The organism is Microbacterium sp. SORGH_AS_1204, assembly GCF_030818935.1.
In the GTDB taxonomy this organism is placed as follows: domain Bacteria; phylum Actinomycetota; class Actinomycetes; order Actinomycetales; family Microbacteriaceae; genus Microbacterium.
In genome coordinates this window covers 2,992,666-3,017,229 of the sequence record NZ_JAUTBD010000001.1, presented here as the reverse complement: position 1 = coordinate 3,017,229, position 24,564 = coordinate 2,992,666, and the positions used below count along the sequence as shown (strand labels likewise).

Sequence of the window (24,564 nt, the reverse complement as noted above, 5' to 3'; positions counted from 1 at the left end):
ATGACGATCACCCAGGAGCAGGCCACCTGGTTCGCCCAGACCTTCGCGCAGATCGCCGACAACGTCGAGCGCGCCGTCCTCGGCAAGCGTCACGTCGTGGAACTCGTCCTCACGGCGATGCTCAGCGACGGTCACGTCCTCCTCGAGGACGTCCCCGGTACGGGCAAGACGTCGCTCGCCCGTGCCGTCGCGCAGTCGGTGCAGGGCACGAACACCCGCATCCAGTTCACGCCCGACCTCCTGCCGGGCGACATCACCGGCATCACCGTGTACGACCAGAAGACGGGGTCGTTCGAGTTCCACACCGGGCCGATCTTCGCCAACATCGTGCTCGCCGACGAGATCAACCGGGCCAGCCCCAAGACCCAGTCGGCGCTGCTCGAGGTGATGGAGGAGGGCAAGGTCACCATCGACGGCGTCTCGCGTCCGGTGGGCGTGCCGTTCCTGGTGCTGGCGACCCAGAACCCCGTCGAGCAGGCCGGCACGTACCGCCTGCCCGAGGCCCAGCTCGACCGCTTCCTCCTGCGCACCTCGCTCGGGTACCCCGATCACGCCGCCACGGTCCGCATCCTCGACGGCGCACCGGTCGCCACCGCCGACCTGCGCCCGATCATCACCCCGCAGGCGCTGGTCGGCATGGCCGACCTCGCGGCATCCGTGTACGTCGACGCCCTCGTGCTCGATTACATCGCCCGACTCGTGGATGCCACCCGCACGGCCGACGAGGTGCGCCTCGGCGTCAGCATCCGAGGGGCCCTCGCCCTGACCCGGGCCACCCGTGCCCGCGCGGCGGCGCAGGGGCGCACCTACGCCACCCCCGACGATGTCAAAGCCCTCGCGGTCGCGGTGCTCTCGCACCGGCTGATCCTCCACCCCGAGGCGGAGTTCGACGGCGTCACGCAGGAGGCGGTCATCGGCCAGGTGCTGTTGGACACGCTCCCTCCCACGCAGCGCGAGAGCGCGTGACGATGCCCCCGGCCGAGCAGACCGCGCCACCGGCGGGAGGTGACGCGTGCCCGAGTCCGATCTGACCGCGTCGCGGCTGACGCGCACCTCCGCGCGCACGATGCGCACCGGCTCGAGCACGTCGGTCACCTCGACCGCGGTGCGGCGTCAGCGGCGCATCGTGCGCGCCGTCGTGCGCGCGACGGAGGTGTGGCGGGCCGTCGTCGCCGCTGTCGTGGGCGCCGGGCGTTGGGCCGGTCGCACGGTGCGCCCGGCAGGAGCGGTCGTCACGATCGCGGCCACCGTCGGTCTGACGCTCGGGACGGTGTTCGGATGGGTGGAGTGGATGGTCGCCGGCGTCGCCGGCCTGCTGCTCGTGGTGATGAGCATCCCCTTCCTCTTCGGCGCCCGCGCCTACGACGTCGATCTGACGCTGCAGCACGAGCGTGTCGTCGCCGGACACGGGGTGACGGGCGAGATCGTCGTCCGCAACGACAGTGCGCGCCCCGCCCTGCCCGGACGACTCGACATCCCCGTGGGACGCGGGCTGGTGGAGTTCGCGGTGCCGTTCCTGCGCTCCGGGCATGTCTCGCGCGAGCCCCTCGACATCCCTCCGCTCCCGCGCGGCGTCGTGCGGATCGGCCCCGTCACGACCGTGCGCAGCGACCCGGTCGGGCTGCTCCGGCGCGAGCACTCCTTCGACGACGTCCACGATCTCTTCGTGCATCCGCGCACGGTGGCGCTCCCTTCGACGAGCGCCGGACTCATCCGCGACCTGGAGGGCAGCGCCACCCGCCGTCTCGTGGATGCCGACATGTCGTTCCACGCCATCCGCGAGTACGTACCGGGCGACGCGCGCCGTCAGGTGCATTGGAAGTCGACCGCCAAGACCGGCCGACTCATGGTCCGGCAGTACGAGGAGTCCCGGCGCTCGCGCATGGCGATCGTGCTGGCAGCGGCCACGGCGGAGTACACGGATGCCGACGAGTACGAGCTCGCCGTCTCCGCTGCGGCGTCGCTGGGCTTGCGTGCCGTCCGCGATGCCCGCGACGTCGACATCGTCACGGGGTCCGAGATCCCCCGCGTCGTGAAGGGCCGCCTACGCGCGATCCGTCATCTCCCGGTCGTGTCACGACGGGCCATGCTCGACGGGTTCAGCGGACTCGGCCGCCATGACAACACCATGCCCGTCGAAGACGTGTGCCGCCTGGCATCCGAATCCACCGAGCGCTTGTCGATCGCCTTCGTCGTCGTGGGGGCGGCTGTGCCCCTCACCCGGCTGCGGCAGGCGGCGCTGGCGTTCCCGGCCGACACCGCGGTCGCGGCGGTGATCTGCGACGAACGCGCGCATCCGCGCATGCAGAGCGTCGCCGGCCTCACCGTCCTGACCATCGGCACACTCGACGACCTCTCGGGGTTGCTGGTGCGGGGGGCCGCCTCGTGAGCGCACGTCAGCACGCACGCTCCGTTGCACGCCGTCGCGACCCGTCGTCGACGCCCCGTCGAGTGGCCGGGGCCGCGTACACGGCGGCGTCGGTCGCCCTGGCTGCGGTGGCGGCGTGGCCCGTGTACGCGACGGGCGCGTTCGTGCTGCTCGTGGTGGTGTCCGCGCTCGCCGCGGCGGCGGTGGTCGCGGTCGTCTCGTGGCGTCGGTGGGGCGGGTGGGCGCTCACGGTCGGGCTCGTGGTCGCCTTCGCCGTTCTTGCCGTGCCGGTGGCGGTGCCATCGCGGATGACGTCGGTGCTCGATGGAGCGCGGGGTCTGGGCGAAGCCTTCGGCGGGGTGATCGTCGCCTGGAAGGATCTGGTCACGGTCGATCTGCCGGTGGGGACGTACCGCAACCTCCTCGTTCCGGCGCTGGTGGTGTTCCTGGTGGGAACGGCCCTGACGCTGGCGTTCTCGGTCCGGGCGGATGGGCGTGCCTCCATCGCCGTGATCACCGGCATGGCGATGCCGGGGTTCGGACTGTTCTTCGGACGCACAGCCACCAGCGCGCCGCTCACCGTCGGACCGGTCGAGGTGCGGGCCCCCGTGGAGACCGCCGTGGGCCTGGGGGCCCTGCTCGCGGCCGTGCTGTGGCTGGCGTGGCGCGCGCGTGAGGAGCGCGGCCGTGCGCTCGCACGGGCGAGCGTCGTCTCCGCGACCGTCGGCCGGGGGGCGTCCCTCGTCGGCCGGCGCCGCGCGGCACTGGGGGCGGCGATGATCGGTGTCGCGGCCGTGGCGACCGTCGCGGTCGTGCCGTCGGCGGCACGGGATGCCGACCGCCTCGTGCTCCGGTCCGCTGCCGGTCCCGAGCGGCAGATCGCACGAGCCGCGAGCCCGCTGGCCGAGTACCGCGCGCTGTTCTCCGACGCCCGCTCCGACGACGTGCTCTTCCGCGTCGGCGGTGACGGCGAGCTTCCGCAGCGCGTCCGCATCGCCACGCTCGACACGTACGACGGGGAGATCTTCCGCGCATCCGGCGCCGGGGGCGGTGGATTCGTCCGCCTTCCGTCCTCGCGCGACGCCGGCGAGGGGCGGGCCGTCGATGCGGAGATCGAGATCGTCGACCTCGGTGGATTGTGGATGCCGACGGTCGGGCGCCTCGCGCGGGCCACGTTCGACGGCGATCGCCGGGCGCTGCTCGCCGATCGCTTCTACTACAGCGCCGACGCGCAGGCGGGCGTGCAGATCGCCGAGGGCGGCCTTCGCGCGGGCGACCGGTACCGGCTCGTCGCCGTCGAGCCCACCGGTTCGGATCTGACCTCGCTGTCGGCACCCGGCGACGCGTCCGGACCCTCCGGCGGCGACAATCTGCGTCGGTGGGTGCAGGAGCACGTCACGGGTTCCGGCGGAGCGGCCCTTCAGGGGCTCGTGCAGCTCCTGCGCGAGCGCGGGTATCTCAGCCACAGCCTCGCGCCCGAGGGTGCGTCGGCGCCGGCCTGGGCGGAAGAGCTCCCGGGGTATCAGGTGCAACCGAGTGCCTCCGGTCACTCCCTCGCGCGCATCGACCGCATGTTCGAGCGACTGCTCGAGCGGGAGGACGACCCGCGGGCCGCCGCGTCCGACAACTACGTCGCCGCGGTCGGCGACGACGAACAGTTCGCGGTGGCGGCCGCCCTCATCGCCCACGAGCTGGGATTCCCCGCCCGCGTCGTCGTCGGGGCGCGGCTGAGTTCCACCGACTCCACGCTGCCGACGTGCGACGCGGGGGAGTGCCGCCCCCGCGATGTCAGCGCCTGGACCGAGGTGCAGGGGGTCGACGGTCGCTGGACCCCGGTGGACGTCACGCCCCAGTGGGCGAAGTCGCCGAGTCTCGAAGTCACCCAGCAGCAGGACCCCGAGAACGTCACCGAGGTCCGGCCTGACACCGTCGAAGAGGTCATCCCGCCCGAGCCCGTGCAGGAGGACGACGCCCTCGACGACGACCAGTCCATCGAAGACGGCATCGACCTGACATGGCTGTGGATGCTCCTGCGCATCGGAGGCATCGCGGTGCTGAGCCTGTTGGTGGTGTTGGGGCCCTTCCTGGCCGTCATCGCCGCGAAGGCGGTGCGACGCCGCGGTCGTCGTCGCGCGCCCGACCCGCGCGACGCGATCGCGGGCGGGTGGGACGAGTACGTCGACGCCGGGGTCGATTCGCGCCATGTCCTGCCGCCCGCACCGACGCGCCGCGAGACCGCTGACGCCTTCGCCACGCCGGGCGGAATCCCACTGGCCGACGCCGCCGATCGCGCCGTGTTCTCGTCGGCGACGGTGAGTGCCGATGAGGCGGCGGCGTTCTGGCGCATCGTCGACGAGGAGCGGCGGGCGCTGCGGACTCGGCAGAGCCGCTGGCAGCGGCTGCGCGCGGCCGTATCGTTGAGATCGTTCCTGCGGTTCCTCGCCCCTCGCCGTTCGCGGCAGCGGCCGCCGCACCGCGTCGAGAGGGGGAAGCGTCCCGCCGTCCAGGGGGGACGCGACACGACATGACCGATTCGACCATGGTGGTTCTCGGGATGACGTCGCTTGCGCTCGTCGTCGTGCTCTACGTCTGGTTCGCCCTGGCGCTGGCCGCGATGTTCCGCAAGATGCAGGAGCCGAGCTGGAAGGCGTGGGTTCCGGTTCTGAACGTCGCGACGGTGCTGCAGCGTGGGGACTTCTCGCCCTGGCTCGTCCTGCTGAACGTCGTGCCGCTGTTCGGCGCCATCGCGTTCGTCGTCGTCTTCATCGTCGCCGTCCACCGCATCACCGTGGCCTTCGGCGGCGGCGCCGGGTTGACCGTGGTCGGTGCCCTCTTCCCCGTGGTGTGGGCCAGCATCCTGGGTTGGGGGTCGGCGCGGTGGTCGGGCGAGGGCGGAGGCGGACTCGTGGACGAGCGTTCCGGGCCCTTCCGCCGCGGAAACGACCACGCACCGGCGTACGTGCCGCTCGTCGGTGGCTGGACGCCGGATGCCGCGGCGGCGTGGGAGGCGCCGAGCGCGGAACCCGCCGGGTGGGCACCCGCGGGAGGGAAGGCGACCCCGGAGTCGGCGTGGGAGCGCGGGCACTGGACCCCGGACGCGCCGATCGCGGAGCGCGGCGGGCCGGAGCCTGCGCCCGCGTCGGAACCGGTCGTCATGCCCTTCGCCGCGCCGTCGCTCCCGCTGGCCGATGCCGTCCCCTCCGCCATCGACTGGTCGGCCCCGGTCGGCCGAGAGATGGCTTCGTTCGACGAGCAGCGCCGAAGCGTCGACGCCGTGCGATCCGGTCGCACGGACGCGGATGCCGACGCTGCGGTGTCCGACGTGCTGAACGCCCTCCGCGACGACGCCCCCCGCAGCTCGATCGGGCCCCGCCGAGGACTCGCGGTCGACGCGCTGCAGGGGCTGTCCGCGTCGCGCGCCGATCACGATCGTCCGTCGACGGATGCGCCCGCGCTCGTCCCCGTCGCCGAGCCGTCGACCCGCGACGCGCCCAACGGGGGCGAGCCGGCCGCTTCCGCGTCGGATGAGCACCCTGACGCCCCCGATGACGCCGTGGCCGGCCCAGAGTCGTCGGTCGGTGCGTGGAGCGCCCCGTCCCGGCGGGCGGCGAGAACCGGCGCGGAGCGCGCGGCGCCGATCGCCGACGTGCCCCTCACTCGTCCGGCACCCGAGACGGCGGCGATCGCCCGGCCGTCGGCCGTCGTACCCGGCGACGAGTTCCCTGAGCTGTCGGAGGCCGTGTCCGCCGTCTCCGAGGTGCCGGAGGCCGGTTCTCCGCGATCCGCTCGCACGTCGGTGTCCTCCCTCTACGCGCAGTCGGCGGTCCCCGATGTCGCCGACGACGACCCCGACGCCCTCGACCGCACCGTGGTGACACGTCGCAAGCGCATTCCATGGATGCTGGTGCCTCCCGGCGGTGCTCCGGTCGCTCTGACCTCCGATGTCGTCATCCTGGGGCGTCGGCCGAGTCCGGATGCCGCCCACCCCGACGCGCAGCTCGTGGCGATTTCCGATGAGACGCGCACGGTGTCGAAGACCCACGCCCGTCTGCAGCTGCGGGGCGAGACCTGGTACATCACCGATCTGGATTCCACGAACGGCGTGCTGTTCGCCACGCTGATGGGCACCGAGGTCGAGGCTCCCCGCGGGGAGGAGATCGAGGCAGGGGCGCGCTTCTTCCTGGGGGACGCGGAGGTGCGACTGGCGCGGAGCGACACGTGAGCGGCGCCGACGTTCCGGATGACGCCGCCGACATTCCGGATGACGCCGCCGACGACGTGACGCTCTGGGCCGGCCGGTTGCGCGCGTGGCCGGTCGCGCCGGCACTCGACGAGGTCGACGACGAGACCGTGCGCTCAGCCCGATCCGCGCCGGGTACCGGGCATCGAGCGCCCGAGGGCGTCACCGACCCCGTCGACGACACCGTCCGCGTCCGTCCGGCTGTGGGGCGCTCCGCGCCGCCGTCGTCGGTCGACCCGCAGCCGGAGTCCGAGCAGCCCCACCCCGACGAAGACACCGCTGTGTCCCGGTCGGCTGACCGACGCGCCGAGCGGCGCCGACGGGGGACCAGCGACGCCGCGGTCCGTTCTCCCCGCGAGTCGGGCCGCGTCCGTGCCGATCCCTTCCTTCCTCGTGGCGGGTCTGCACACGAAGACGCTCCGGGTGGCGGCATCGTGGCCGAGCTCGCCGCCGAGCCCGCCGCCGGGACCGGCACCGGGACCGGCAGCGTGGCCGAGCCCGACACCGAGCCCGACACCGTGGCCGACACCGTGGCCGACACCGGGACCGCCGCCGCGACCGACACCGCGGCCGACGAGGGGGTCGATGACGCGACCGCCGCGGGTTCCCGCGCGGGCGACCGCACGCCGCCGCCGCCCCCTATCGACGAGCCCGGTGCGGTGCGCGAGGCGCGCTCACCCACCGTCCTCGGTCGAGAGGCGTACGCCCCGCGCGCGGACGCCCCCGTCCGGGTGGCGCGGAGGGCGGCCGACCCGCGGCCTCGGGCGACGAATGCCGCGACGACGCGCCCGCGACGCGCTCGAGGAGGAGTGCGGCTGCTCATCCTGCTGACCGTCATGGGCGCGGTGGTCGCGGTCGCTGCGGTCGGCGTCGCACTCCTGCTCGGCTGATCCCGCGGCGTCCGTGGCTCCGCATGGCATCCTCGGTGCATGTTTGCCGCACCCCCGGAGAACGCGTATCATTGACCGGGTGTGCGTTCACGCGCGCCGTGTGTCGTGCCCTCGGGCGTGTCGCACGGATCAACGCTCGCACCATCTCAGGGATCGGCCTGCGAACAGGTCGCCCCCACGGCATATCCACCGCGAAGCGCGTCAGATCATTCTGACGCGGGGTGGATCACACGTGAGCCCGACACGTCACGAATCGCAAGATGCGCGGCATGGCGGGGGAGACACGACGCTGTCACCGTGCAGCACCCTGGGCGCCACCGCGAGGCGACGCCCAGCCAATCAAGGAGAGAACGTGCCAACCATTCAGCAGTTGGTTCGCAAGGGCCGCTCGCCGAAGGTCTCGAAGACCAAGGCTCCCGCGCTGAAGTCGAACCCCCAGCAGGCCGGCGTGTGCACTCGCGTGTACACCACGACCCCCAAGAAGCCGAACTCGGCCATGCGCAAGGTCGCCCGTGTGAAGCTGCGCAACGGCACCGAGGTCACCGCCTACATCCCCGGCGAGGGCCACAACCTGCAGGAGCACTCGCTCGTGCTCGTCCGCGGTGGTCGCGTCAAGGACCTCCCCGGTGTCCGTTACAAGATCGTCCGCGGTGCGCTCGACACCCAGGCTGTCAAGAACCGTAAGCAGGCTCGCAGCCGCTACGGCGCGAAGAAGGGCTGAGAACCATGCCTCGTAAGGGTCCCGCCCCGAAGCGTCCCGTCGTCAACGACCCGGTCTACGGCGCTCCCGTCGTCACCCAGCTGGTCAACAAGATCCTGGTCGACGGCAAGAAGTCCATCGCCGAGTCGATCGTCTACGACGCCCTCAAGGGCGTCGAGGCGAAGAACAGCCAAGACGCTGTCGCCACGCTCAAGAAGGCGCTCGACAACGTCCGTCCCACCCTCGAGGTCAAGAGCCGCCGCGTCGGCGGTTCGACCTACCAGGTTCCCGTCGAGGTCAAGCCGCACCGTGCGAACACCCTCGCGCTGCGCTGGCTCGTCAGCTACGCGAAGGGTCGTCGTGAGAAGACGATGACCGAGCGTCTGCAGAACGAGATCCTCGACGCCTCGAACGGCCTCGGTGCCGCGGTCAAGCGCCGCGAAGACACCCACAAGATGGCCGAGTCGAACCGCGCCTTCGCGCACTACCGCTGGTAAAACCCGCGGAGGGTCCGTGATCGAACCCCGGTCACGGACCCTCCGATGGGCCCGGCATCAACCTCCCAACAGGTAAGGAAGACACCCGTGGCACAAGACGTGCTCACCGACCTGCACAAGGTCCGCAACATCGGCATCATGGCCCACATCGACGCCGGCAAGACCACGACGACCGAGCGCATCCTGTTCTACACGGGCGTCAACCACAAGATCGGTGAGACGCACGACGGTGCGGCGACCACCGACTGGATGGAGCAGGAGCAGGAGCGTGGCATCACGATCACCTCTGCGGCCGTGACCTGCTTCTGGGACAAGAACCAGATCAACATCATCGACACCCCCGGTCACGTCGACTTCACCGTCGAGGTGGAGCGCTCGCTCCGCGTGCTCGACGGTGCCGTCGCCGTCTTCGACGGCAAGGAGGGCGTCGAGCCCCAGTCCGAGACCGTGTGGCGTCAGGCAGACAAGTACGACGTCCCGCGTATCTGCTTCGTCAACAAGATGGACAAGCTGGGCGCCGACTTCTACTTCACGGTCGACACCATCGTCAACCGCCTCAAGGCCAAGCCGCTGGTCATCCAGCTGCCCATCGGTTCCGAGAACGACTTCGTCGGCGTCATCGACCTCGTCGAGATGCGTGCGCTCGTCTGGCCCGGTGACGCCAAGGGTGACGTGACCATGGGCGCGAAGTACGAGATCCAGGAAATCCCCGCCGATCTCGCCGACAAGGCCGCCGAGTACCGCCAGCAGCTGCTGGAGACCGTCGCCGAGTCCGACGACGCCCTTCTCGAGAAGTTCTTCGGCGGTGAGGAGCTCACGGTCGCCGAGATCAAGGGCGCGATCCGCAAGATGACGATCAACTCGGAGCTCTACCCCGTGCTCTGCGGATCGGCGTTCAAGAACCGCGGTGTCCAGCCCATGCTCGACGCCGTCGTCGACTACCTCCCCTCGCCCCTCGACGTGCCCGCCATCGAGGCGCACGACCCCAAGGACGAAGAGGTCGTCATCGAGCGTCACGCCGACCGTGAGGAGCCGTTCGCGGCCCTGGCGTTCAAGATCGTGACGCACCCGTTCTTCGGTCGTCTCACCTACATCCGCGTGTACTCGGGTCACCTCGACTCAGGCGCTCAGGTCGTCAACGCGACCAAGGGCAAGAAGGAGCGCATCGGGAAGATCTTCCAGATGCACGCCAACAAGGAGATGCCGGTCGACTCGGTCACCGCCGGTCACATCTACGCCGTCATCGGCCTGAAGGACACCACCACCGGTGACACCCTGTGCGACCCGGCCAACCAGGTCGTGCTCGAGTCGATGACCTTCCCCGAGCCGGTCATCGAGGTCGCCATCGAGCCCAAGACCAAGGCCGACCAGGAGAAGCTGGGTGTCGCCATCCAGAAGCTCGCGGAAGAAGACCCGACGTTCCGCGTCGAGCAGAACGCCGAGACCGGCCAGACCGTCATCAAGGGCATGGGCGAGCTCCACCTCGACATCCTGGTCGACCGCATGAAGCGCGAGTTCAAGGTCGAGGCCAACGTCGGAAAGCCCCAGGTGGCCTACCGCGAGACGATCCGCAAGTCGGTCGAGCGTCACGACTACACCCACAAGAAGCAGACCGGTGGTTCGGGTCAGTTCGCGAAGATCCAGTTCGCGATCGAGCCCCTCGAGGTCACGGCCGACAAGACCTACGAGTTCGAGAACAAGGTCACCGGTGGTCGTATCCCGCGCGAGTACATCTCGCCGACCGACCAGGGCTTCCAGGACGCCATGAACGTCGGCGTGCTCGCCGGCTACCCCATGGTGGGTGTCAAGGCGATCCTCCTCGACGGTGCTTCGCACGACGTCGACTCCTCGGAGATGGCGTTCAAGATCGCCGGTTCCATGGGCTTCAAGGAGGCCGTCCGCAAGGCCAACCCCACCATCCTCGAGCCGATCATGGCCGTGGAGGTGCGTACTCCCGAGGAGTACATGGGCGACGTCATCGGCGACCTCAACTCGCGTCGTGGCCAGATCCAGTCGATGGAAGACGCCGCCGGCGTCAAGGTCGTCCGGGCCAACGTGCCGCTGTCCGAGATGTTCGGCTACATCGGTGACCTGCGCTCGAAGACCTCCGGCCGCGCCGTCTACTCGATGGAGTTCGACAGCTACGCCGATGTCCCGAAGGCCGTGGCCGACGAGATCATCCAGAAGAACAAGGGCGAGTAACACCGCTCTCGAGGATGCCGGGAATCCGGGTTCCGCTCGGGTTCCCGGCATCCACTCAAACTGAACACCGACTCTCTAGTAATCTGAGATCCATCCCCGCGAAGAACCGGTCGCAATCCAGCGCCCGAGACCTCGCAACCAACGTCCTGAGGAGGACCCAGTGGCTAAGGCCAAGTTCGAGCGGACCAAGCCGCACGTGAACATCGGAACGATCGGTCACGTCGACCACGGCAAGACCACGCTCACCGCTGCCATCTCGAAGGTGCTCGCCGACAAGTTCCCGTCGGCCACCAACGTTCAGCGTGACTTCGCGTCGATCGACTCGGCGCCGGAAGAGCGTCAGCGTGGTATCACGATCAACATCTCGCACGTCGAGTACGAGACCCCCAAGCGTCACTACGCTCACGTCGACGCGCCCGGCCACGCCGACTACATCAAGAACATGATCACCGGTGCCGCTCAGATGGACGGCGCGATCCTCGTGGTCGCCGCCACCGACGGCCCGATGGCTCAGACCCGCGAGCACGTCCTGCTCGCCAAGCAGGTCGGCGTGCCCTACCTGCTCGTCGCGCTGAACAAGAGCGACATGGTCGACGACGAGGAGATCCTGGAGCTCGTCGAGCTCGAGGTCCGCGAGCTGCTGTCGTCGCAGGACTTCGACGGCGACAACGCCCCCGTCGTCCGCGTCTCGGGCCTGAAGGCTCTCGAGGGCGACGAGCAGTGGGTCAACGCCATCGTCGAGCTCATGGAAGCCGTCGACGAGTCGATCCCCGACCCGGTGCGTGACAAGGACAAGCCGTTCCTCATGCCCATCGAGGACGTCTTCACCATCACCGGCCGTGGCACGGTCGTCACGGGTCGCGCCGAGCGCGGTACCCTCGGCATCAACTCCGAGGTCGAGATCGTCGGCATCCGCCCGACGCAGAAGACCACCGTCACGGGTATCGAGATGTTCCACAAGCAGCTCGACGAGGCCTGGGCCGGCGAGAACTGTGGTCTGCTCCTGCGCGGCACCAAGCGTGACGACGTCGAGCGCGGCCAGGTCGTCGTGAAGCCCGGTTCGGTCACCCCGCACACCAACTTCGAGGGCACGGCGTACATCCTGTCCAAGGAAGAGGGCGGCCGCCACAACCCGTTCTTCACGAACTACCGTCCCCAGTTCTACTTCCGCACCACCGACGTGACCGGCGTCATCACGCTGCCCGAGGGCACCGAGATGGTCATGCCCGGTGACACCACCGAGATGTCGGTCGAGCTCATCCAGCCGATCGCCATGGAAGAGGGCCTCGGCTACGCGATCCGTGAGGGTGGCCGCACCGTCGGCGCCGGCACGGTGACCAAGATCATCAAGTAAGTCCTTTCGACTTCACTCGGCACAGGCCGGGCCTTCGGGCCCGGCCTGTGTCGTATCCGGAGAACGGATGCCGGGGTCTTCCACCCGGGGTCGCGTCCCGTCCACAATGAACGAGGGGTCGGCACCATGCTCGGCCCGGAGACGGAGAGGCAATGAGCGGCGTAGACGACATCATCGCCAAGGGCAAGAAGCTCCTGGACGACAACCGCGACAAGATCGAAGAGGCGCTGAGGAGCGAGAAGGCCGAGGAGGTCAGCGACAAAGTCCTCGACGGAGCAGCCGACGCGATCAAGAAGGTCGTACCGGCCGATCACCACGCCAAGGTCGACGAGGTTCGAGCGAACGTCGACAAGAACATCGGCAACGCCTGAGCTCGTCCCACACCGGCGCCGTCCCCGCGAGGGGCGGCGCCGGTGTGGTTTCGCGCGCCGATCCTGAGGAATCGCCGTGCGCGACACGCCCGGGTTTGCGGCATGCCCGAGGGGTCCGTAGACTAGTCCAGTTCCACATTCCGGCGTGCGCTCGGCGCGCGCCAGGATCACTGTCTCGGCAGTGCACAGGCGGCGCACACGCGCAGGGTCCTGGGCCGCGGGCAGCAGAACACACACCGAACCCCCTCATCCTTCACGGGAATCGCGCGCGTGCGTGCGAGGGGCGGGCCGGGTGCCCAGGCATCCGGTTTGACAGCTGAACAGCGGTGCAGCATCTCTCGCGCGAGCGAGGGGAAGTGCCAGGGTGCGTGAGCACCACCGTGCGTCCAATGCCCCAGGTCGGGTAAGACGCGAGAAAGAGAGAGAGCAGACAATGGCGGGACAGAAGATCCGCATTCGCCTGAAGTCGTACGACCACGCCGGACTCGATTCGTCGGCGCGCAAGATCGTCGACACCGTGACCCGCGCCGGCGCCACCGTGGTGGGCCCGGTTCCCCTTCCGACCGAGAAGAACGTCGTGTGCGTCATCCGGTCGCCCCACAAGTACAAGGACAGCCGCGAGCACTTCGAGATGCGCACCCACAAGCGCCTCATCGACATCATCGACCCGACGCCCAAGGCTGTCGACTCGCTGATGCGCCTCGACCTCCCGGCCGATGTCAACATCGAGATCAAGCTCTGAGGTTCGACATGGCTGACATCAACTCCAAGATCTCCAAGGGCCTCCTCGGCACCAAGCTCGGCATGACCCAGGTGTGGGACGAGAACGGCAAGCTCGTTCCCGTCACCGTCATCGAGGTCGCCCCGAACGTCGTGACCCAGCTGCGCTCGCTCGAGAAGGACGGCTACAACGCCGTGCAGATCGGCTACGGCCAGATCGACCCCCGCAAGGTGAACAAGCCGCTCACGGCGCACTTCGACGCCGCCGGCGTCACCCCGCGCCGTCACCTCACCGAGGTGCGCACCGCGGACGCCGCCGACTACTCGCTGGGCCAGGAGCTCACCGTCGACGGTCTCTTCGAGGCCGGCCAGCTGGTCGACGTCGTCGGCACCAGCAAGGGCAAGGGCACCGCGGGTGTCATGAAGCGTCACAACTTCAAGGGTGTCTCCGCATCGCACGGTGCGCACCGCAACCACCGCAAGCCCGGTTCGATCGGCGCCTCGTCGACCCCCAGCCGCGTCTTCAAGGGCATGCGCATGGCCGGCCGTATGGGTGGCGAGCGCGTGACCGTCCTCAACCTCACGGTGCACGCCGTCGACGCCGAGAAGGGTCTGATGCTCGTCAAGGGCGCCGTCCCCGGTGCTCGTGGCCGCATCGTCTACGTCCGCAACGCAGTGAAGGGTGCCTGATCATGGCTGACTCGACTCTCGCGCTCGACGTCGTGAAGTCCGACGGCAACAAGGCCGGCTCCGTCGAGCTGCCCGCCGATCTCTTCGACGTCAAGACGAACATCCCCCTCATCCACCAGGTCGTCGTGGCGCAGCGCGCCGCGGCTCGCCAGGGCACGCACTCGACCAAGCGTCGTGGCGAGGTCTCGGGTGCCGGCCGCAAGCCCTTCAAGCAGAAGGGCACGGGTAACGCCCGTCAGGGCTCGATCCGCGCGCCGCACATGACCGGTGGTGGCATCGTCCACGGTCCCAAGCCCCGCGACTACGGCCAGCGCACCCCCAAGAAGATGATCGCCGCCGCCCTCCTGGGTGCGCTCAGCGACCGCGCTCGTGGTCAGCGTCTGCACATCGTCGACAGCTTCGGCATCGAGGGTGCCCCCTCGACCAAGGCCGCCGCGACCGCGCTGACGACCCTGGGTGCCGTCAAGAACGTCCTCGTGGTCATCGACCGCGACGACGAGCTGACGATCAAGAGCGTGCGCAACCTCGCGTACGTCCACGTGCTGACCTTCGGCCAGCTGAACGCCTACGACGTGCTCGTCTCCGACGACATCGTCTTCACCAAGGCCGCCTACGACGCCTTCGTCGCGTCGAAGAGCGCTGCCACCGAGGAGGTCTCGGCATGAGCGCCGTCAACAAGGACCCGCGCGACATCATCCTGAAGCCGGTCGTCTCCGAGAAGAGCTACTCGCTCATCGACGAGGGCAAGTACACCTTCCTGGTGGACCCCCGCTCGTCGAAGACCGAGATCAAGCTCGCCATCGAGAAGATCTTCGGCGTCAAGGTCGCCTCGGTCAACACGATCAACCGCGTGGGCAAGGCCCGTCGCACCCGCTTCGGCATCGGCAAGCGCAAGGACACCAAGCGCGCCATCGTCTCGCTGAAGTCGGGCACCATCGACATCTTCACGTCTGTCGGCTGACGGTCGGGATAGAGGACAAGAACAATGGCTATTCGCAAGTACAAGCCCACGACCCCCGGTCGCCGCGGCTCGTCGGTGGCCGACTTCGCCGAGATCACCCGATCGACGCCCGAGAAGTCGCTGCTGCGCCCGCTGTCGAAGACCGGTGGCCGCAACAACCAGGGCCGCATCACCACGCGTCACATCGGTGGTGGCCACAAGCGTCAGTACCGTCTGATCGACTTCCGTCGTAACGACAAGGACGGCATCGACGCCAAGGTCGCGCACATCGAGTACGACCCCAACCGCACCGCGCGCATCGCGCTGCTGCACTACGCCGACGGCGAGAAGCGCTACATCCTGGCCCCGGCCAAGCTGTCGCAGGGCGACGTCGTCGAGTCCGGCGCCGGCGCCGACATCAAGCCCGGCAACAACCTGCCGCTGCGCAACATCCCCACCGGTACCGTGATCCACGCGATCGAGCTGCGTCCCGGCGGCGGTGCGAAGATGGCCCGTTCGGCCGGCGCCTCGGTGCGTCTGGTCGCCAAGGATGGCCCCTACGCGCAGCTGCGTCTGCCCTCGGGCGAGATCCGCAACGTCGACGTGCGCTGCCGCGCGACGATCGGCGAGGTCGGCAACGCCGAGCAGTCGAACATCAACTGGGGCAAGGCCGGCCGCATGCGCTGGAAGGGCGTCCGCCCGACCGTGCGTGGTGTCGCCATGAACCCGGTCGACCACCCGCACGGTGGTGGTGAGGGTAAGACCTCCGGTGGTCGTCACCCTGTTTCGCCGTGGGGCAAGGCCGAGGGCCGCACCCGCCACGCGAACAAGGAGAGCGACAAGCTCATCGTCCGCCGTCGCACCGCCGGCAAGAAGCGCAAGTAGGAGTAGAGGAAGATGCCTCGCAGCCTTAAGAAGGGCCCCTTCGTCGACGAGCACCTGCTTCGCAAGGTCGTCTCGCAGAACGAAGCCGGTTCGAAGAACGTCATCAAGACCTGGTCGCGCCGTTCGATGATCATCCCCGCCATGCTGGGACACACCATCGCCGTGCACGACGGTCGCAAGCACATCCCCGTGTTCGTGACCGAGACCATGGTCGGCCACAAGCTGGGCGAGTTCTCGCCCACCCGCACCTTCCGCGGCCACGTGAAGGACGACAAGAAGGGCCGTCGCCGCTAAGGCGACCGAGGAGGAGAGAGAAATGGTGGAGTCCATCGCACGTGTGCGACACATCCGCGTGACCCCTCAGAAGGCTCGTCGTGTCGTCGCGCTCATCAAGGGCAAGCAGGCCGAAGAGGCCCTCGCCATCCTGAAGTTCGCGCCTCAGGGCGCGAGCGAGCCGATCTACAAGCTCGTCGCCTCGGCGATCGCGAATGCTCGCGTCACCGCCGACAAGACGAACGAATACCTGGATGACGCCGACCTGTACGTGAAGAACGCGTACGTCGACGAGGGCACGACGCTGAAGCGTTTCCAGCCCCGCGCTCAGGGTCGCGCCTTCCAGATCAAGAAGCGCACGAGCCACATCACGGTCGTGCTCGCGACGCCCGAGACCGCTGAGGCGGCCCCGGCTCGCGCCAACAAGAAGGCGAGCAAGTAATGGGACAGAAGGTCAACCCGTACGGCTTCCGCCTCGGCATCACCACCGACCACGTGTCGCGGTGGTTCTCGGACTCGACGAAGCCCGGTCAGCGTTACGCCGACTACCTCGCCGAGGACATCAAGATCCGTCGCCTGCTGACCACGTCGCTCGACCGCGCCGGTGTCAGCAACATCGAGATCGAGCGCACGCGTGACCGCGTCCGCGTCGACATCCACACCGCCCGCCCGGGTATCGTGATCGGTCGCCGCGGCGCCGAGGCCGAGCGCATCCGCGCCGACCTCGAGAAGCTCACCGGCAAGCAGATCCAGCTGAACATCCTCGAGGTCAAGAACCCCGAGGCCGACGCTCAGCTGGTCGCCCAGGGTGTCGCCGAGCAGCTGTCCGCTCGTGTGGCGTTCCGTCGCGCGATGCGCAAGGGTCTGCAGGGCGCGCAGCGCGCCGGCGCCAAGGGTGTGCGCATCCAGGTGTCGGGTCGTCTCGGCGGCGCCGAGATGAGCCGGTCCGAGTTCTACCGCGAAGGCCGTGTGCCCCTGCACACCCTGCGCGCGAACATCGACTACGGCTTCTACGAGGCCAAGACCACCTTCGGCCGCATCGGCGTGAAGGTGTGGATCTACAAGGGCGATCTCACCAACAAGGAGCTCGCCCGCGAGCAGGCCAACGCGCCCAAGTCGCGCGGTCGTGACGACCGCGGTGGCGACCGTCGTCGTGGCCCGCGCAACGAGGCCCCCGTGGCAGAAGGAGCGTCGGCGTAATGCTCATCCCCCGCAAGGTCAAGTACCGCAAGCAGCACCACCCCGGTCGTTCCGGCCAGGCCACCGGTGGCACCACTGTGTCGTTCGGTGAGTTCGGCATCCAGGCCCTGACCCCCGCTTACGTGACCAACCGTCAGATCGAGTCCGCTCGTATCGCGATGACCCGTCACATCAAGCGTGGTGGAAAGGTGTGGATCAACATCTACCCCGACCGTCCGCTCACGAAGAAGCCCGCCGAAACCCGCATGGGTTCCGGTAAGGGTTCCCCCGAGTGGTGGGTCGCCAACGTCAAGCCGGGCCGCGTCCTCTTCGAGGTCGCAGGTGTCAACGAGGAACTCGCTCGTGAAGCACTGACCCGTGCCATCCACAAGCTGCCCCTGAAGGCACGCATCATCAAGCGCGAGGAGGGCGACGCGTAATGGCGATCGGCACCAAGCAGCTCGCTCCGAGCGAGCTCGACACGTTCGAAGACCAGCGCCTCGTCGAGGAGCTGCGCAAGGCCAAGGAAGAGCTGTTCAACCTGCGCTTCCAGTCGGCCACCGGCCAGCTCGAGAGCCACGGCCGCATCCGTGCAGTCAAGCGCGACATCGCGCGTCTGTACACGGTCATCCGTGAGCGCGAGCTCGGCATCCGCGCCACCCCGGCTCCGGTCGAGGCGGCGACGAAGGCGAAGAAGAGCAAGGCGAAGAAGGCGGACGCCGCTGACGACGCCGCGAAGGAAGAGGCGGAGTAATGGCTACCGCGAAGAAGGCCGAGGCGCAGGTCGCCGGTCACGAGCACGCCGAGAACGATGTCCGTGACGAGGACGCCCGCGGTTACCGCAAGTCCCGTCGTGGCTACGTGGTCAGCGACAAGATGGACAAGACGATCGTCGTCGAGGTCGAGGACCGCGTGAAGCACCCGCTCTACGGCAAGGTCATCCGTCGCACGTCGAAGGTCAAGGCCCACGACGAGACCAACTCGGCCGGCATCGGCGACCTGGTCGTCATCAACGAGACCCGTCCGCTCAGCGCCACCAAGCGCTGGCGCCTGGTCGAGATCCTCGAGAAGGCCAAGTAAGCCTCGCGGCTCACTTGGAACCCAAGGAGTAAACAGTGATTCAGAACGAATCCCGGCTGAAGGTCGCCGACAACACCGGCGCCAAGGAGCTGCTCACCATCCGCGTGCTCGGTGGCTCCAACCGCCGCTACGCCGGCCTGGGTGACGTCATCGTCGCCACGGTCAAGGACGCGATCCCGGGTGGAAACGTCAAGAAGGGCGACGTGGTCAAGGCCGTCGTCGTCCGCGTCGTCAAGCAGACCCGCCGTCCCGACGGCTCGTACATCAAGTTCGACGAGAACGCCGCCGTGATCCTGAAGAACGACGGGGAGCCCCGTGGCACCCGTATCTTCGGACCGGTCGGCCGTGAGCTTCGCGACAAGAAGTTCATGAAGATCGTCTCGCTCGCCCCGGAGGTCATCTGATCATGGCGAAAATCAAGAAGGGTGACCTGGTCCAGGTCATCTCGGGAAAGAAGCAGGACAAGGGCGGCGATCGCGGCAAGCAGGGTAAGGTCCTCGAGGTCCTGACCGAGCAGAACCGCGTCATCGTCGAGGGCGTGAACTACGTCACCAAGCACAACCGCGTCGGCCAGTCCCAGCGCGGCACGAAGACCGGCGGCATCGAGACCTTCGAGGCCCCGATCCACATCTCCAACGTCGCGATCGTCGACCCTTCGAGCAAGAAGCCGACGCGTGTCGGCTACCGCGTCGAGGAGCAGGTGAAGGACGGCGTCAAGCGCACCGTCCGTGTGCGCTACGCGAAGAAGTCAGGCAAGGACCTCTGAATATGAGCACCGACACTGCCGCGGTGGCTGGCAAGATCCAGCCCCGCCTGAAGCAGAAGTACAACACCGAGATCAAGAAGGCCCTGCAGGAAGAGTTCGGCTACGCGAACGTCATGCAGATCCCCGGTCTGGTCAAGGTCGTCGTGAACACCGGTGTCGGCGAGGCCGCTCGCGACAGCAAGGTGATCGATGGTGCGGTCGACGACCTCACCAAGATCACCGGCCAGAAGCCCATCGTCACGAAGGCCCGCAAGTCCATCGCGCAGTTCAAGCTGCGCGAAGGTCAGGCCATCGGCGCGCACGTCACCCTGCGTGGCGACCGCGCGTGGGAGTTCGTGGACCGCCTCGTCAACCTCGCCCTGCCCCGCATCCGCGACTTCCGCGGTCTGTCGGCCAAGCAGTTCGACGGCAACGGCAACTACACCTTCGGTCTCCAGGAGCAGTCCGTGTTCCACGAGATCGACCAGGACCGCATCGACCGCGTGCGTGGTTTCGACATCACCATCGTCACCACAGCCAAGACCGACGACGAGGGTCGCTCGCTGCTCCGCCAGCTCGGCTTCCCCTTCCAGTCGGCCGACGCGCAGGCCTGACCCCTCGGGCCCCCGGGTTTCCGGGGGCCCCTCATCGAAGGTCGGCTGTCGTGTAACGGCAGCCGAAACCTCATGAAAGAAAGAAGCAACACATGACGATGACAGACCCGGTCGCAGACATGCTGACCCGTCTGCGCAACGCGAACTCGGCGCACCACGACTCCGTGTCGATGCCGAGCTCCAAGCTCAAGACCAACATCGCCGCCATCCTCAAGCAGGAGGGTTACATCGCCGACTGGAGCGTCGAAGACGCTCGCGTCGGCCAGACCCTCAACATGACGCTGAAGTACGGCCCGAACCGCGAGCGGTCCATCGCCGGCATCAAGCGCGTCTCCAAGCCCGGACTCCGCGTGTACGCGAAGTCGACCGAGGTCCCCACGGTCCTCGGCGGTCTCGGCGTCGCCATCCTGTCCACCTCCTCCGGTCTCCTCACGGACCGTCAGGCCGAGCAGAAGGGCGTCGGCGGGGAAGTCCTCGCCTACGTGTGGTGATCTGACATGTCGCGTATTGGACGTCTTCCCATCGACATCCCCGCCGGTGTCACCGTTTCGGTGAACGGCCGGGAGGTCAACGTCAAGGGCCCGAAGGGCGAGCTCGTGCTCACCATCGCACAGCCCCTCGAGGTGTCGGTCGAGGAGAACCAGGTTCTCGTCACCCGCCCCGACGACGAGCGCGAGTCGCGGTCGCTCCACGGCCTGACCCGCACGCTCATCAACAACAACATCATCGGTGTCACCCAGGGCTACACCAAGGGCCTCGAGGTCGTCGGCACGGGTTACCGCGTCGCGCAGAAGGGCAGCTCGGTCGAGTTCGCCCTCGGCTTCTCGCACCCGGTCCTGATCGACCCGCCCGCGGGCATCACCCTCACGGTCGAAGGCAACAACAAGCTCACCGTGAGCGGCATCGACAAGCAGGCCGTCGGCGAGGCCGCAGCCAACATCCGCAAGATCCGCAAGCCCGAGCCTTACAAGGGCAAGGGTGTGCGGTACGCGGGCGAGGTCGTCCGCCGCAAGGCCGGAAAGAGTGGTAAGTGACCATGGCTGTCAAGACAAAGTCCGTCGCTCGTGCTCGTCGCCACGCGCGTCTTCGCAAGAAGGTCGTGGGCACCGAGCTGCGCCCCCGTCTCGTCGTGACGCGCTCCGCGCGCCACGTCTTCGTCCAGGTCGTGGACGACAGCAAGGGCCACACCGTGGCCTCCGCTTCCACCCTCGAGACCGACCTGCGCGGCTTCGACGGTGACAAGACCGCCAAGGCCCGCAAGGTCGGCGAGCTCGTCGCCGAGCGTGCCAAGGCCGTGGGCGTCTCCGACGTCGTGTTCGACCGTGGCGGCAACCGCTACGCCGGCCGCGTCGCGGCGATCGCCGACGGAGCTCGCGAAGGAGGGCTGAACCTGTGAGTGACAACAAGGAGACCGAAGTGACCGAGCAGACTGCCCCGGCTGAGGGTGCGGCTGCGGCCACGGCGCCCGCCGAGCGTGAGCGCGAGCCGCGTCGCGGTGGTCGCGAGCGCAACGCCAACCAGCGCGACCGTGGTTCGCGCGACCGCAACGAGAGCCAGTTCCTCGAGCGCGTCGTCACCATCAACCGCGTCTCGAAGGTCGTCAAGGGTGGTCGTCGCTTCAGCTTCACCGCGCTCGTCGTCGTCGGTGACGGCAACGGCGTCGTGGGTGTCGGCTACGGCAAGGCCCGCGAAGTGCCCCTCGCCATCTCGAAGGGTGTCGAAGAGGCCAAGCGCAACTTCTTCCGCGTCCCCCGTTCGGGCTCGACCATCCCGCACCCCGTCCAGGGTGAGGCTGCTGCCGGTGTGGTGCTGCTGCGCCCCGCCGCTGCCGGTACCGGTGTCATCGCCGGCGGTCCCGTCCGCGCCGTGCTCGAGTGCGCCGGCATCCACGACGTGCTCTCGAAGTCGCTCGGTTCGTCCAACACGATCAACATCGTGCACGCGACCGTCGAGGCGCTGAAGTCGCTCGAGGAGCCCCGCGCCGTGGCCGCCCGCCGTGGCCTGGAGTTCGACCAGGTCGCCCCGGCCCGCCTCGTGCGCGCCGAGGCCGCCGCTCAGAAGGTAGGTGCCTGATGGCCGAGCGTCTGAAGGTCACGCAGATCAAGTCCAAGGTGAGCGAGAAGCAGAACCAGCGTGACACGCTGCGTTCGCTCGGTCTCAAGCGGATCGGCGACTCTGTCGTCCGTCCCGACGACGCGCAGACGCGCGGTTACGTCAAGACCGTCGCCCACCTCGTCAAGGTTGAGGAGATCGACTAATGGCTGCCAAGAAGGACGAGACCGCTACGGTCGACGCCCCCAAGAAGGCATCGGCCGACAAGGCCGAGAAGAAGGAAGCCCCCGCGGCGCGCCCCGGCGTGCTGAAGGTCCACCACCTGCGTCCCGTCCCGGGTGCTCGCACCGCGAAGACCCGTGTCGGTCGCGGTGAGGGCTCGAAGGGTAAGACGGCCGGTCGCGGTACCAAGGGAACCAAGGCCCGTTACCAGGTCAAGGTCGGCTTCGAGGGTGGGCAGATGCCGCTGCACATGCGCACCCCGAAGCTCCGCGGCTTCAAGAACCCGTTCCGCGTCGAGTACCAGGTCGTGAACCTGGACAAGCTCGGCGAGCTCTACCCGCAGGGTGGCGACGTGACCGTCGCCGACCTGGTGGCCAAGGGTGCTGTGCGCAAGAACGAGAAGGTCAAGGTGCTCGGCACCGGCGACCTCTCGGTCGCGCTGACCGTCTCGGTCGACAAGGTCTCCGGCTCGGCCGAGCAGAAGATCGTCGCCGCCGGCGGTACCGTCAACTGACGACCCGACCCGGAGGGGGCCGGCGGCCTTACGGCCGTCGGCCCCTTCTGCATTAGGCTGATTCGGTGTGCGCGTCGTCGCGCTCCGAGATCGTTCTGGAGGATTCTCCCTTGTTCAGCGCCATCGCGCGGGTATTCCGCACGCCCGACCTGAGGCGGAAGATCGCCTTCACGCTGGGCATCATCGCCATCTACCGGCTGGGTGCCCACGTGCCGACGCCCTTCGTCGACTTCCCGAACGTTCAGCAGTGCCTGGACCAATCGGGCGGGACCGAGGGTCTTCTGTCCCTGGTCAACCTGTTCTCGGGTGGCGCGTTGCTGCAGTTGTCGATCTTCGCGCTCGGCGTCATGCCGTACATCACCGCGACGATCATCGTGCAGTTGCTCCGCGTGGTCATCCCGCACTTCGAGACCCTCTACAAAGAAGGTCAGGCGGGTCAGGCGAAGCTCACGCAGTACACGCGCTATCTGACGATCGCCCTCGCGCTGCTGCAGTCGACCACGCTGGTGACGGTCGCGCGCTCGGGTCAGCTCTTCGGTTCCGCCGGCGTGCCCGAATGCCAGCAGCTGCTGACGAACGACATCTGGTGGGCGCAGCTGCTCATGATCATCACGATGACCGCCGGTACGGGCCTGGTCATGTGGTTCGCCGAGCTGGTCACCGAGCGCGGCGTGGGCAACGGCATGTCCATCCTCATCTTCACCTCGATCGCCGCCACCTTTCCCCGGCGCCATGCTCTCGATCCTGAACGCCCGCGGCGTCGAGGTCTTCCTGCTCGTGCTCGCCGTCAGCATCGTGATCGTCGCCCTGGTGGTGTTCGTCGAGCAGTCCCAGCGGCGCATCCCCGTGCAGTACGCCAAGCGCATGGTGGGCCGTCGCACCTACGGCGGGACGAACACCTACATCCCGATCAAGGTCAACATGGCCGGCGTCGTGCCCGTCATCTTCGCCTCGTCGCTGCTGTACATCCCCGCGCTCATCGCGCAGTTCAACCAGCCGCAGCCGGGGCAGGAGCCGGCGGCGTGGGTCACGTGGATCTCCCAGTACCTCACGCGCGGCGACCACCCGCTCTACATGCTGATCTACTTCCTCCTCATCATCGGCTTCGCGTACTTCTACGTCGCGATCACCTTCAACCCGGTCGACGTCGCCGACAACATGAAGAAGTACGGCGGGTTCATCCCCGGCATCCGCGCGGGTCGTCCGACGGCCGAATACCTCGACTACGTGCTCACGCGCATCACGCTTCCGGGGTCGATCTACCTCGGCCTCATCGCGCTGCTGCCGCTCGTGGCGCTCGCGACGGTCGGTGCGAACCAGAACTTCCCGTTCGGTGGAGCATCCATCCTGATCATCGTCGGTGTCGGCCTCGAGACCGTCAAACAAATCGACGCACAGCTCCAGCAGCGTCACTACGAGGGGTTGCTGCGATGAGCGCGCGTCTTCTGATCGTCGGCCCTCAGGGCTCCGGCAAGGGGACGCAGGGCGTCCGCGTCGGCGAGGCGCTGGGCATCCCGGTCGTCTCGACCGGGGACGTCTTCCGGGCGAACGTCAAGGACGGCACCGAGCTGGGTCAGCAGGTCAAAGCCATCATCGATGCCGGTGACCTCGTCCCCGATGAGCTCACGAGCGCAGTCGTCCGCGATCGGTTGTCGCAGGCCGATGCCGCCGAGGGCTTCCTCCTCGACGGCTATCCGCGCAACCTGGCCCAGGTCATGCATCTCGACGAGTTCCTCGAGGGCCGCGGCGACGCTCTCGACGCCGTGATCGCCCTCGTCGTCCCCCGCGAGGAATCGCTGTCCCGGCTGACGGCGCGGGCGGCGGAGCAGGGGCGCGCCGACGACACCGAAGAGGCGATCGCCACGCGACTCGGCATCTACGAGCGCGAGACCGCGCCGATCCTCGACGTGTACGGCACGCGCGGCGTGGTCGACGAGATCGACGGCGTCGGCAGCCTCGACGAGGTGACGGCGCGCATCTTCGCGGCCCTCGAAGCGCGCGGCATCCTCGCGTCGCCGGCTGCGTGAC

General features: G+C 68.3%; 31 protein-coding genes and 1 pseudogene. All 32 read left to right on the top strand.

Annotated features, from left to right (window positions below; translation table 11 throughout):
• Nucleotides 1-966, top strand: coding sequence for a MoxR family ATPase (locus tag QE410_RS13945; RefSeq protein ID WP_307333122.1), 966 nt, complete (start codon nucleotides 1-3; stop codon nucleotides 964-966).
• A gap of 46 nt (nucleotides 967-1,012) precedes the next feature.
• A complete protein-coding gene (locus QE410_RS13940; RefSeq protein WP_307333120.1) occupies nucleotides 1,013-2,389 on the top strand; it encodes a DUF58 domain-containing protein in 1,377 nt (458 codons plus the stop codon).
• The gene (locus QE410_RS13935) at nucleotides 2,386-4,896 is read left to right on the top strand and encodes a transglutaminase domain-containing protein (protein WP_307333117.1); all 2,511 of its coding nucleotides are present in this window, start codon (nucleotides 2,386-2,388) and stop codon (nucleotides 4,894-4,896) included. The genes QE410_RS13940 and QE410_RS13935 overlap by 4 nt, the downstream gene beginning before the upstream one ends.
• Nucleotides 4,893-6,590: a DUF5684 domain-containing protein gene (locus QE410_RS13930; RefSeq protein WP_307333115.1), complete on the top strand. Its 1,698-nt coding sequence runs from the start codon at nucleotides 4,893-4,895 to the stop codon at nucleotides 6,588-6,590. The genes QE410_RS13935 and QE410_RS13930 overlap by 4 nt, the downstream gene beginning before the upstream one ends.
• Nucleotides 6,587-7,498, top strand: a complete 912-nt coding sequence (locus QE410_RS13925; RefSeq protein ID WP_307333113.1) for a hypothetical protein — start codon at nucleotides 6,587-6,589, stop codon at nucleotides 7,496-7,498. Before QE410_RS13930 ends, QE410_RS13925 begins: the two co-directional genes overlap by 4 nt.
• A 352-nt stretch (nucleotides 7,499-7,850) precedes the next feature.
• Entirely contained in the window at nucleotides 7,851-8,219 is a 369-nt protein-coding gene (gene rpsL / locus QE410_RS13920) for a 30S ribosomal protein S12 (protein WP_013584051.1), read from the top strand.
• 5 nt (nucleotides 8,220-8,224) lie between these two features.
• A complete protein-coding gene (gene rpsG, locus QE410_RS13915; protein WP_013584050.1) occupies nucleotides 8,225-8,695 on the top strand; it encodes a 30S ribosomal protein S7 in 471 nt (156 codons plus the stop codon).
• Nucleotides 8,696-8,782: 87 nt separating this feature from the next.
• Nucleotides 8,783-10,897 (top strand): elongation factor G, encoded by a 2,115-nt coding sequence (fusA, locus tag QE410_RS13910; protein ID WP_307333110.1) that lies wholly within the window; start codon nucleotides 8,783-8,785, stop codon nucleotides 10,895-10,897.
• Nucleotides 10,898-11,057: 160 nt separating this feature from the next.
• Complete coding sequence (gene tuf, locus QE410_RS13905) at nucleotides 11,058-12,251, top strand: elongation factor Tu (RefSeq protein WP_058230878.1); 1,194 nt, start codon at nucleotides 11,058-11,060, stop codon at nucleotides 12,249-12,251.
• Nucleotides 12,252-12,403: 152 nt separating this feature from the next.
• The gene (locus tag QE410_RS13900; RefSeq protein ID WP_307333107.1) at nucleotides 12,404-12,622 is read left to right on the top strand and encodes an Rv0909 family putative TA system antitoxin; all 219 of its coding nucleotides are present in this window, start codon (nucleotides 12,404-12,406) and stop codon (nucleotides 12,620-12,622) included.
• 433 nt (nucleotides 12,623-13,055) lie between these two features.
• The gene (rpsJ, locus tag QE410_RS13895) at nucleotides 13,056-13,364 is read left to right on the top strand and encodes a 30S ribosomal protein S10 (RefSeq protein ID WP_013584016.1); all 309 of its coding nucleotides are present in this window, start codon (nucleotides 13,056-13,058) and stop codon (nucleotides 13,362-13,364) included.
• An 8-nt stretch (nucleotides 13,365-13,372) separates the two neighbouring features.
• A complete protein-coding gene (gene rplC, locus QE410_RS13890) occupies nucleotides 13,373-14,032 on the top strand; it encodes a 50S ribosomal protein L3 (protein ID WP_076673698.1) in 660 nt (219 codons plus the stop codon).
• Nucleotides 14,033-14,034: 2 nt separating this feature from the next.
• Entirely contained in the window at nucleotides 14,035-14,697 is a 663-nt protein-coding gene (rplD, locus tag QE410_RS13885; RefSeq protein WP_058230880.1) for a 50S ribosomal protein L4, read from the top strand.
• Nucleotides 14,694-14,993 (top strand): 50S ribosomal protein L23, encoded by a 300-nt coding sequence (gene rplW, locus QE410_RS13880; protein ID WP_058230881.1) that lies wholly within the window; start codon nucleotides 14,694-14,696, stop codon nucleotides 14,991-14,993. Before rplD ends, rplW begins: the two co-directional genes overlap by 4 nt.
• Nucleotides 14,994-15,017: 24 nt before the next feature.
• On the top strand, nucleotides 15,018-15,857 hold the full coding sequence (rplB, locus tag QE410_RS13875) for a 50S ribosomal protein L2 (protein WP_013584012.1): 840 nt from the start codon (nucleotides 15,018-15,020) through the stop codon (nucleotides 15,855-15,857).
• Between the two features lie 12 nt (nucleotides 15,858-15,869).
• The gene (gene rpsS / locus QE410_RS13870; protein ID WP_013584011.1) at nucleotides 15,870-16,151 is read left to right on the top strand and encodes a 30S ribosomal protein S19; all 282 of its coding nucleotides are present in this window, start codon (nucleotides 15,870-15,872) and stop codon (nucleotides 16,149-16,151) included.
• A gap of 22 nt (nucleotides 16,152-16,173) precedes the next feature.
• Entirely contained in the window at nucleotides 16,174-16,572 is a 399-nt protein-coding gene (rplV, locus tag QE410_RS13865) for a 50S ribosomal protein L22 (protein WP_013584010.1), read from the top strand.
• The gene (gene rpsC, locus QE410_RS13860) at nucleotides 16,572-17,330 is read left to right on the top strand and encodes a 30S ribosomal protein S3 (protein WP_058230882.1); all 759 of its coding nucleotides are present in this window, start codon (nucleotides 16,572-16,574) and stop codon (nucleotides 17,328-17,330) included. The genes rplV and rpsC overlap by 1 nt, the downstream gene beginning before the upstream one ends.
• Complete coding sequence (gene rplP / locus QE410_RS13855) at nucleotides 17,330-17,749, top strand: 50S ribosomal protein L16 (protein ID WP_013584008.1); 420 nt, start codon at nucleotides 17,330-17,332, stop codon at nucleotides 17,747-17,749. Before rpsC ends, rplP begins: the two co-directional genes overlap by 1 nt.
• On the top strand, nucleotides 17,749-18,063 hold the full coding sequence (gene rpmC, locus QE410_RS13850; protein WP_307333100.1) for a 50S ribosomal protein L29: 315 nt from the start codon (nucleotides 17,749-17,751) through the stop codon (nucleotides 18,061-18,063). The genes rplP and rpmC overlap by 1 nt, the downstream gene beginning before the upstream one ends.
• A complete protein-coding gene (gene rpsQ / locus QE410_RS13845; protein WP_058230884.1) occupies nucleotides 18,063-18,389 on the top strand; it encodes a 30S ribosomal protein S17 in 327 nt (108 codons plus the stop codon). The genes rpmC and rpsQ overlap by 1 nt, the downstream gene beginning before the upstream one ends.
• 35 nt (nucleotides 18,390-18,424) lie before the next feature.
• The gene (rplN, locus tag QE410_RS13840) at nucleotides 18,425-18,793 is read left to right on the top strand and encodes a 50S ribosomal protein L14 (RefSeq protein ID WP_013584005.1); all 369 of its coding nucleotides are present in this window, start codon (nucleotides 18,425-18,427) and stop codon (nucleotides 18,791-18,793) included.
• A gap of 2 nt (nucleotides 18,794-18,795) precedes the next feature.
• A complete protein-coding gene (rplX, locus tag QE410_RS13835) occupies nucleotides 18,796-19,155 on the top strand; it encodes a 50S ribosomal protein L24 (RefSeq protein WP_058230885.1) in 360 nt (119 codons plus the stop codon).
• 2 nt (nucleotides 19,156-19,157) lie between these two features.
• Nucleotides 19,158-19,748 carry a 50S ribosomal protein L5 gene (rplE, locus tag QE410_RS13830; RefSeq protein WP_307333097.1) on the top strand — a complete coding sequence of 197 codons (591 nt, stop codon included), beginning with the start codon at nucleotides 19,158-19,160 and terminating at the stop codon, nucleotides 19,746-19,748.
• Between the two features lie 92 nt (nucleotides 19,749-19,840).
• Entirely contained in the window at nucleotides 19,841-20,239 is a 399-nt protein-coding gene (rpsH, locus tag QE410_RS13825; protein ID WP_013584002.1) for a 30S ribosomal protein S8, read from the top strand.
• 6 nt (nucleotides 20,240-20,245) lie between these two features.
• Nucleotides 20,246-20,782: a 50S ribosomal protein L6 gene (gene rplF / locus QE410_RS13820; protein ID WP_307333094.1), complete on the top strand. Its 537-nt coding sequence runs from the start codon at nucleotides 20,246-20,248 to the stop codon at nucleotides 20,780-20,782.
• A 2-nt stretch (nucleotides 20,783-20,784) separates the two neighbouring features.
• Complete coding sequence (rplR, locus tag QE410_RS13815) at nucleotides 20,785-21,144, top strand: 50S ribosomal protein L18 (RefSeq protein WP_043361012.1); 360 nt, start codon at nucleotides 20,785-20,787, stop codon at nucleotides 21,142-21,144.
• A complete protein-coding gene (rpsE, locus tag QE410_RS13810; protein ID WP_058230888.1) occupies nucleotides 21,141-21,821 on the top strand; it encodes a 30S ribosomal protein S5 in 681 nt (226 codons plus the stop codon). The genes rplR and rpsE overlap by 4 nt, the downstream gene beginning before the upstream one ends.
• Nucleotides 21,821-22,006, top strand: a complete 186-nt coding sequence (gene rpmD, locus QE410_RS13805; RefSeq protein WP_013583998.1) for a 50S ribosomal protein L30 — start codon at nucleotides 21,821-21,823, stop codon at nucleotides 22,004-22,006. The genes rpsE and rpmD overlap by 1 nt, the downstream gene beginning before the upstream one ends.
• A complete protein-coding gene (gene rplO / locus QE410_RS13800; protein ID WP_307333092.1) occupies nucleotides 22,006-22,536 on the top strand; it encodes a 50S ribosomal protein L15 in 531 nt (176 codons plus the stop codon). Before rpmD ends, rplO begins: the two co-directional genes overlap by 1 nt.
• A gap of 110 nt (nucleotides 22,537-22,646) precedes the next feature.
• Nucleotides 22,647-23,970: pseudogene (gene secY, locus QE410_RS13795) on the top strand (preprotein translocase subunit SecY).
• On the top strand, nucleotides 23,967-24,563 hold the full coding sequence (locus QE410_RS13790) for an adenylate kinase (RefSeq protein WP_307333090.1): 597 nt from the start codon (nucleotides 23,967-23,969) through the stop codon (nucleotides 24,561-24,563). Before secY ends, QE410_RS13790 begins: the two are co-directional and overlap by 4 nt.
• The last annotated feature ends 1 nt before the right edge of the window (nucleotide 24,564 follow it).

Coding starts and splice junctions, on each gene's coding strand:
- QE410_RS13945 (WP_307333122.1), top strand. CDS start 1: ATGACGATCACCCAGGAGCAGGCCACCTGGTTCGCCCAGACCTTCGCG.
- QE410_RS13930 (WP_307333115.1), top strand. CDS start 4,893: ATGACCGATTCGACCATGGTGGTTCTCGGGATGACGTCGCTTGCGCTC.
- rpsG (WP_013584050.1), top strand. CDS start 8,225: ATGCCTCGTAAGGGTCCCGCCCCGAAGCGTCCCGTCGTCAACGACCCG.
- QE410_RS13900 (WP_307333107.1), top strand. CDS start 12,404: ATGAGCGGCGTAGACGACATCATCGCCAAGGGCAAGAAGCTCCTGGAC.
- rpsJ (WP_013584016.1), top strand. CDS start 13,056: ATGGCGGGACAGAAGATCCGCATTCGCCTGAAGTCGTACGACCACGCC.
- rplC (WP_076673698.1), top strand. CDS start 13,373: ATGGCTGACATCAACTCCAAGATCTCCAAGGGCCTCCTCGGCACCAAG.
- rplD (WP_058230880.1), top strand. CDS start 14,035: ATGGCTGACTCGACTCTCGCGCTCGACGTCGTGAAGTCCGACGGCAAC.
- rplW (WP_058230881.1), top strand. CDS start 14,694: ATGAGCGCCGTCAACAAGGACCCGCGCGACATCATCCTGAAGCCGGTC.
- rplB (WP_013584012.1), top strand. CDS start 15,018: ATGGCTATTCGCAAGTACAAGCCCACGACCCCCGGTCGCCGCGGCTCG.
- rpsS (WP_013584011.1), top strand. CDS start 15,870: ATGCCTCGCAGCCTTAAGAAGGGCCCCTTCGTCGACGAGCACCTGCTT.
- rplV (WP_013584010.1), top strand. CDS start 16,174: ATGGTGGAGTCCATCGCACGTGTGCGACACATCCGCGTGACCCCTCAG.
- rpsC (WP_058230882.1), top strand. CDS start 16,572: ATGGGACAGAAGGTCAACCCGTACGGCTTCCGCCTCGGCATCACCACC.
- rplP (WP_013584008.1), top strand. CDS start 17,330: ATGCTCATCCCCCGCAAGGTCAAGTACCGCAAGCAGCACCACCCCGGT.
- rpmC (WP_307333100.1), top strand. CDS start 17,749: ATGGCGATCGGCACCAAGCAGCTCGCTCCGAGCGAGCTCGACACGTTC.
- rpsQ (WP_058230884.1), top strand. CDS start 18,063: ATGGCTACCGCGAAGAAGGCCGAGGCGCAGGTCGCCGGTCACGAGCAC.
- rplX (WP_058230885.1), top strand. CDS start 18,796: ATGGCGAAAATCAAGAAGGGTGACCTGGTCCAGGTCATCTCGGGAAAG.
- rplE (WP_307333097.1), top strand. CDS start 19,158: ATGAGCACCGACACTGCCGCGGTGGCTGGCAAGATCCAGCCCCGCCTG.
- rpsH (WP_013584002.1), top strand. CDS start 19,841: ATGACGATGACAGACCCGGTCGCAGACATGCTGACCCGTCTGCGCAAC.
- rplF (WP_307333094.1), top strand. CDS start 20,246: ATGTCGCGTATTGGACGTCTTCCCATCGACATCCCCGCCGGTGTCACC.
- rplR (WP_043361012.1), top strand. CDS start 20,785: ATGGCTGTCAAGACAAAGTCCGTCGCTCGTGCTCGTCGCCACGCGCGT.
- rpmD (WP_013583998.1), top strand. CDS start 21,821: ATGGCCGAGCGTCTGAAGGTCACGCAGATCAAGTCCAAGGTGAGCGAG.
- rplO (WP_307333092.1), top strand. CDS start 22,006: ATGGCTGCCAAGAAGGACGAGACCGCTACGGTCGACGCCCCCAAGAAG.
- QE410_RS13790 (WP_307333090.1), top strand. CDS start 23,967: ATGAGCGCGCGTCTTCTGATCGTCGGCCCTCAGGGCTCCGGCAAGGGG.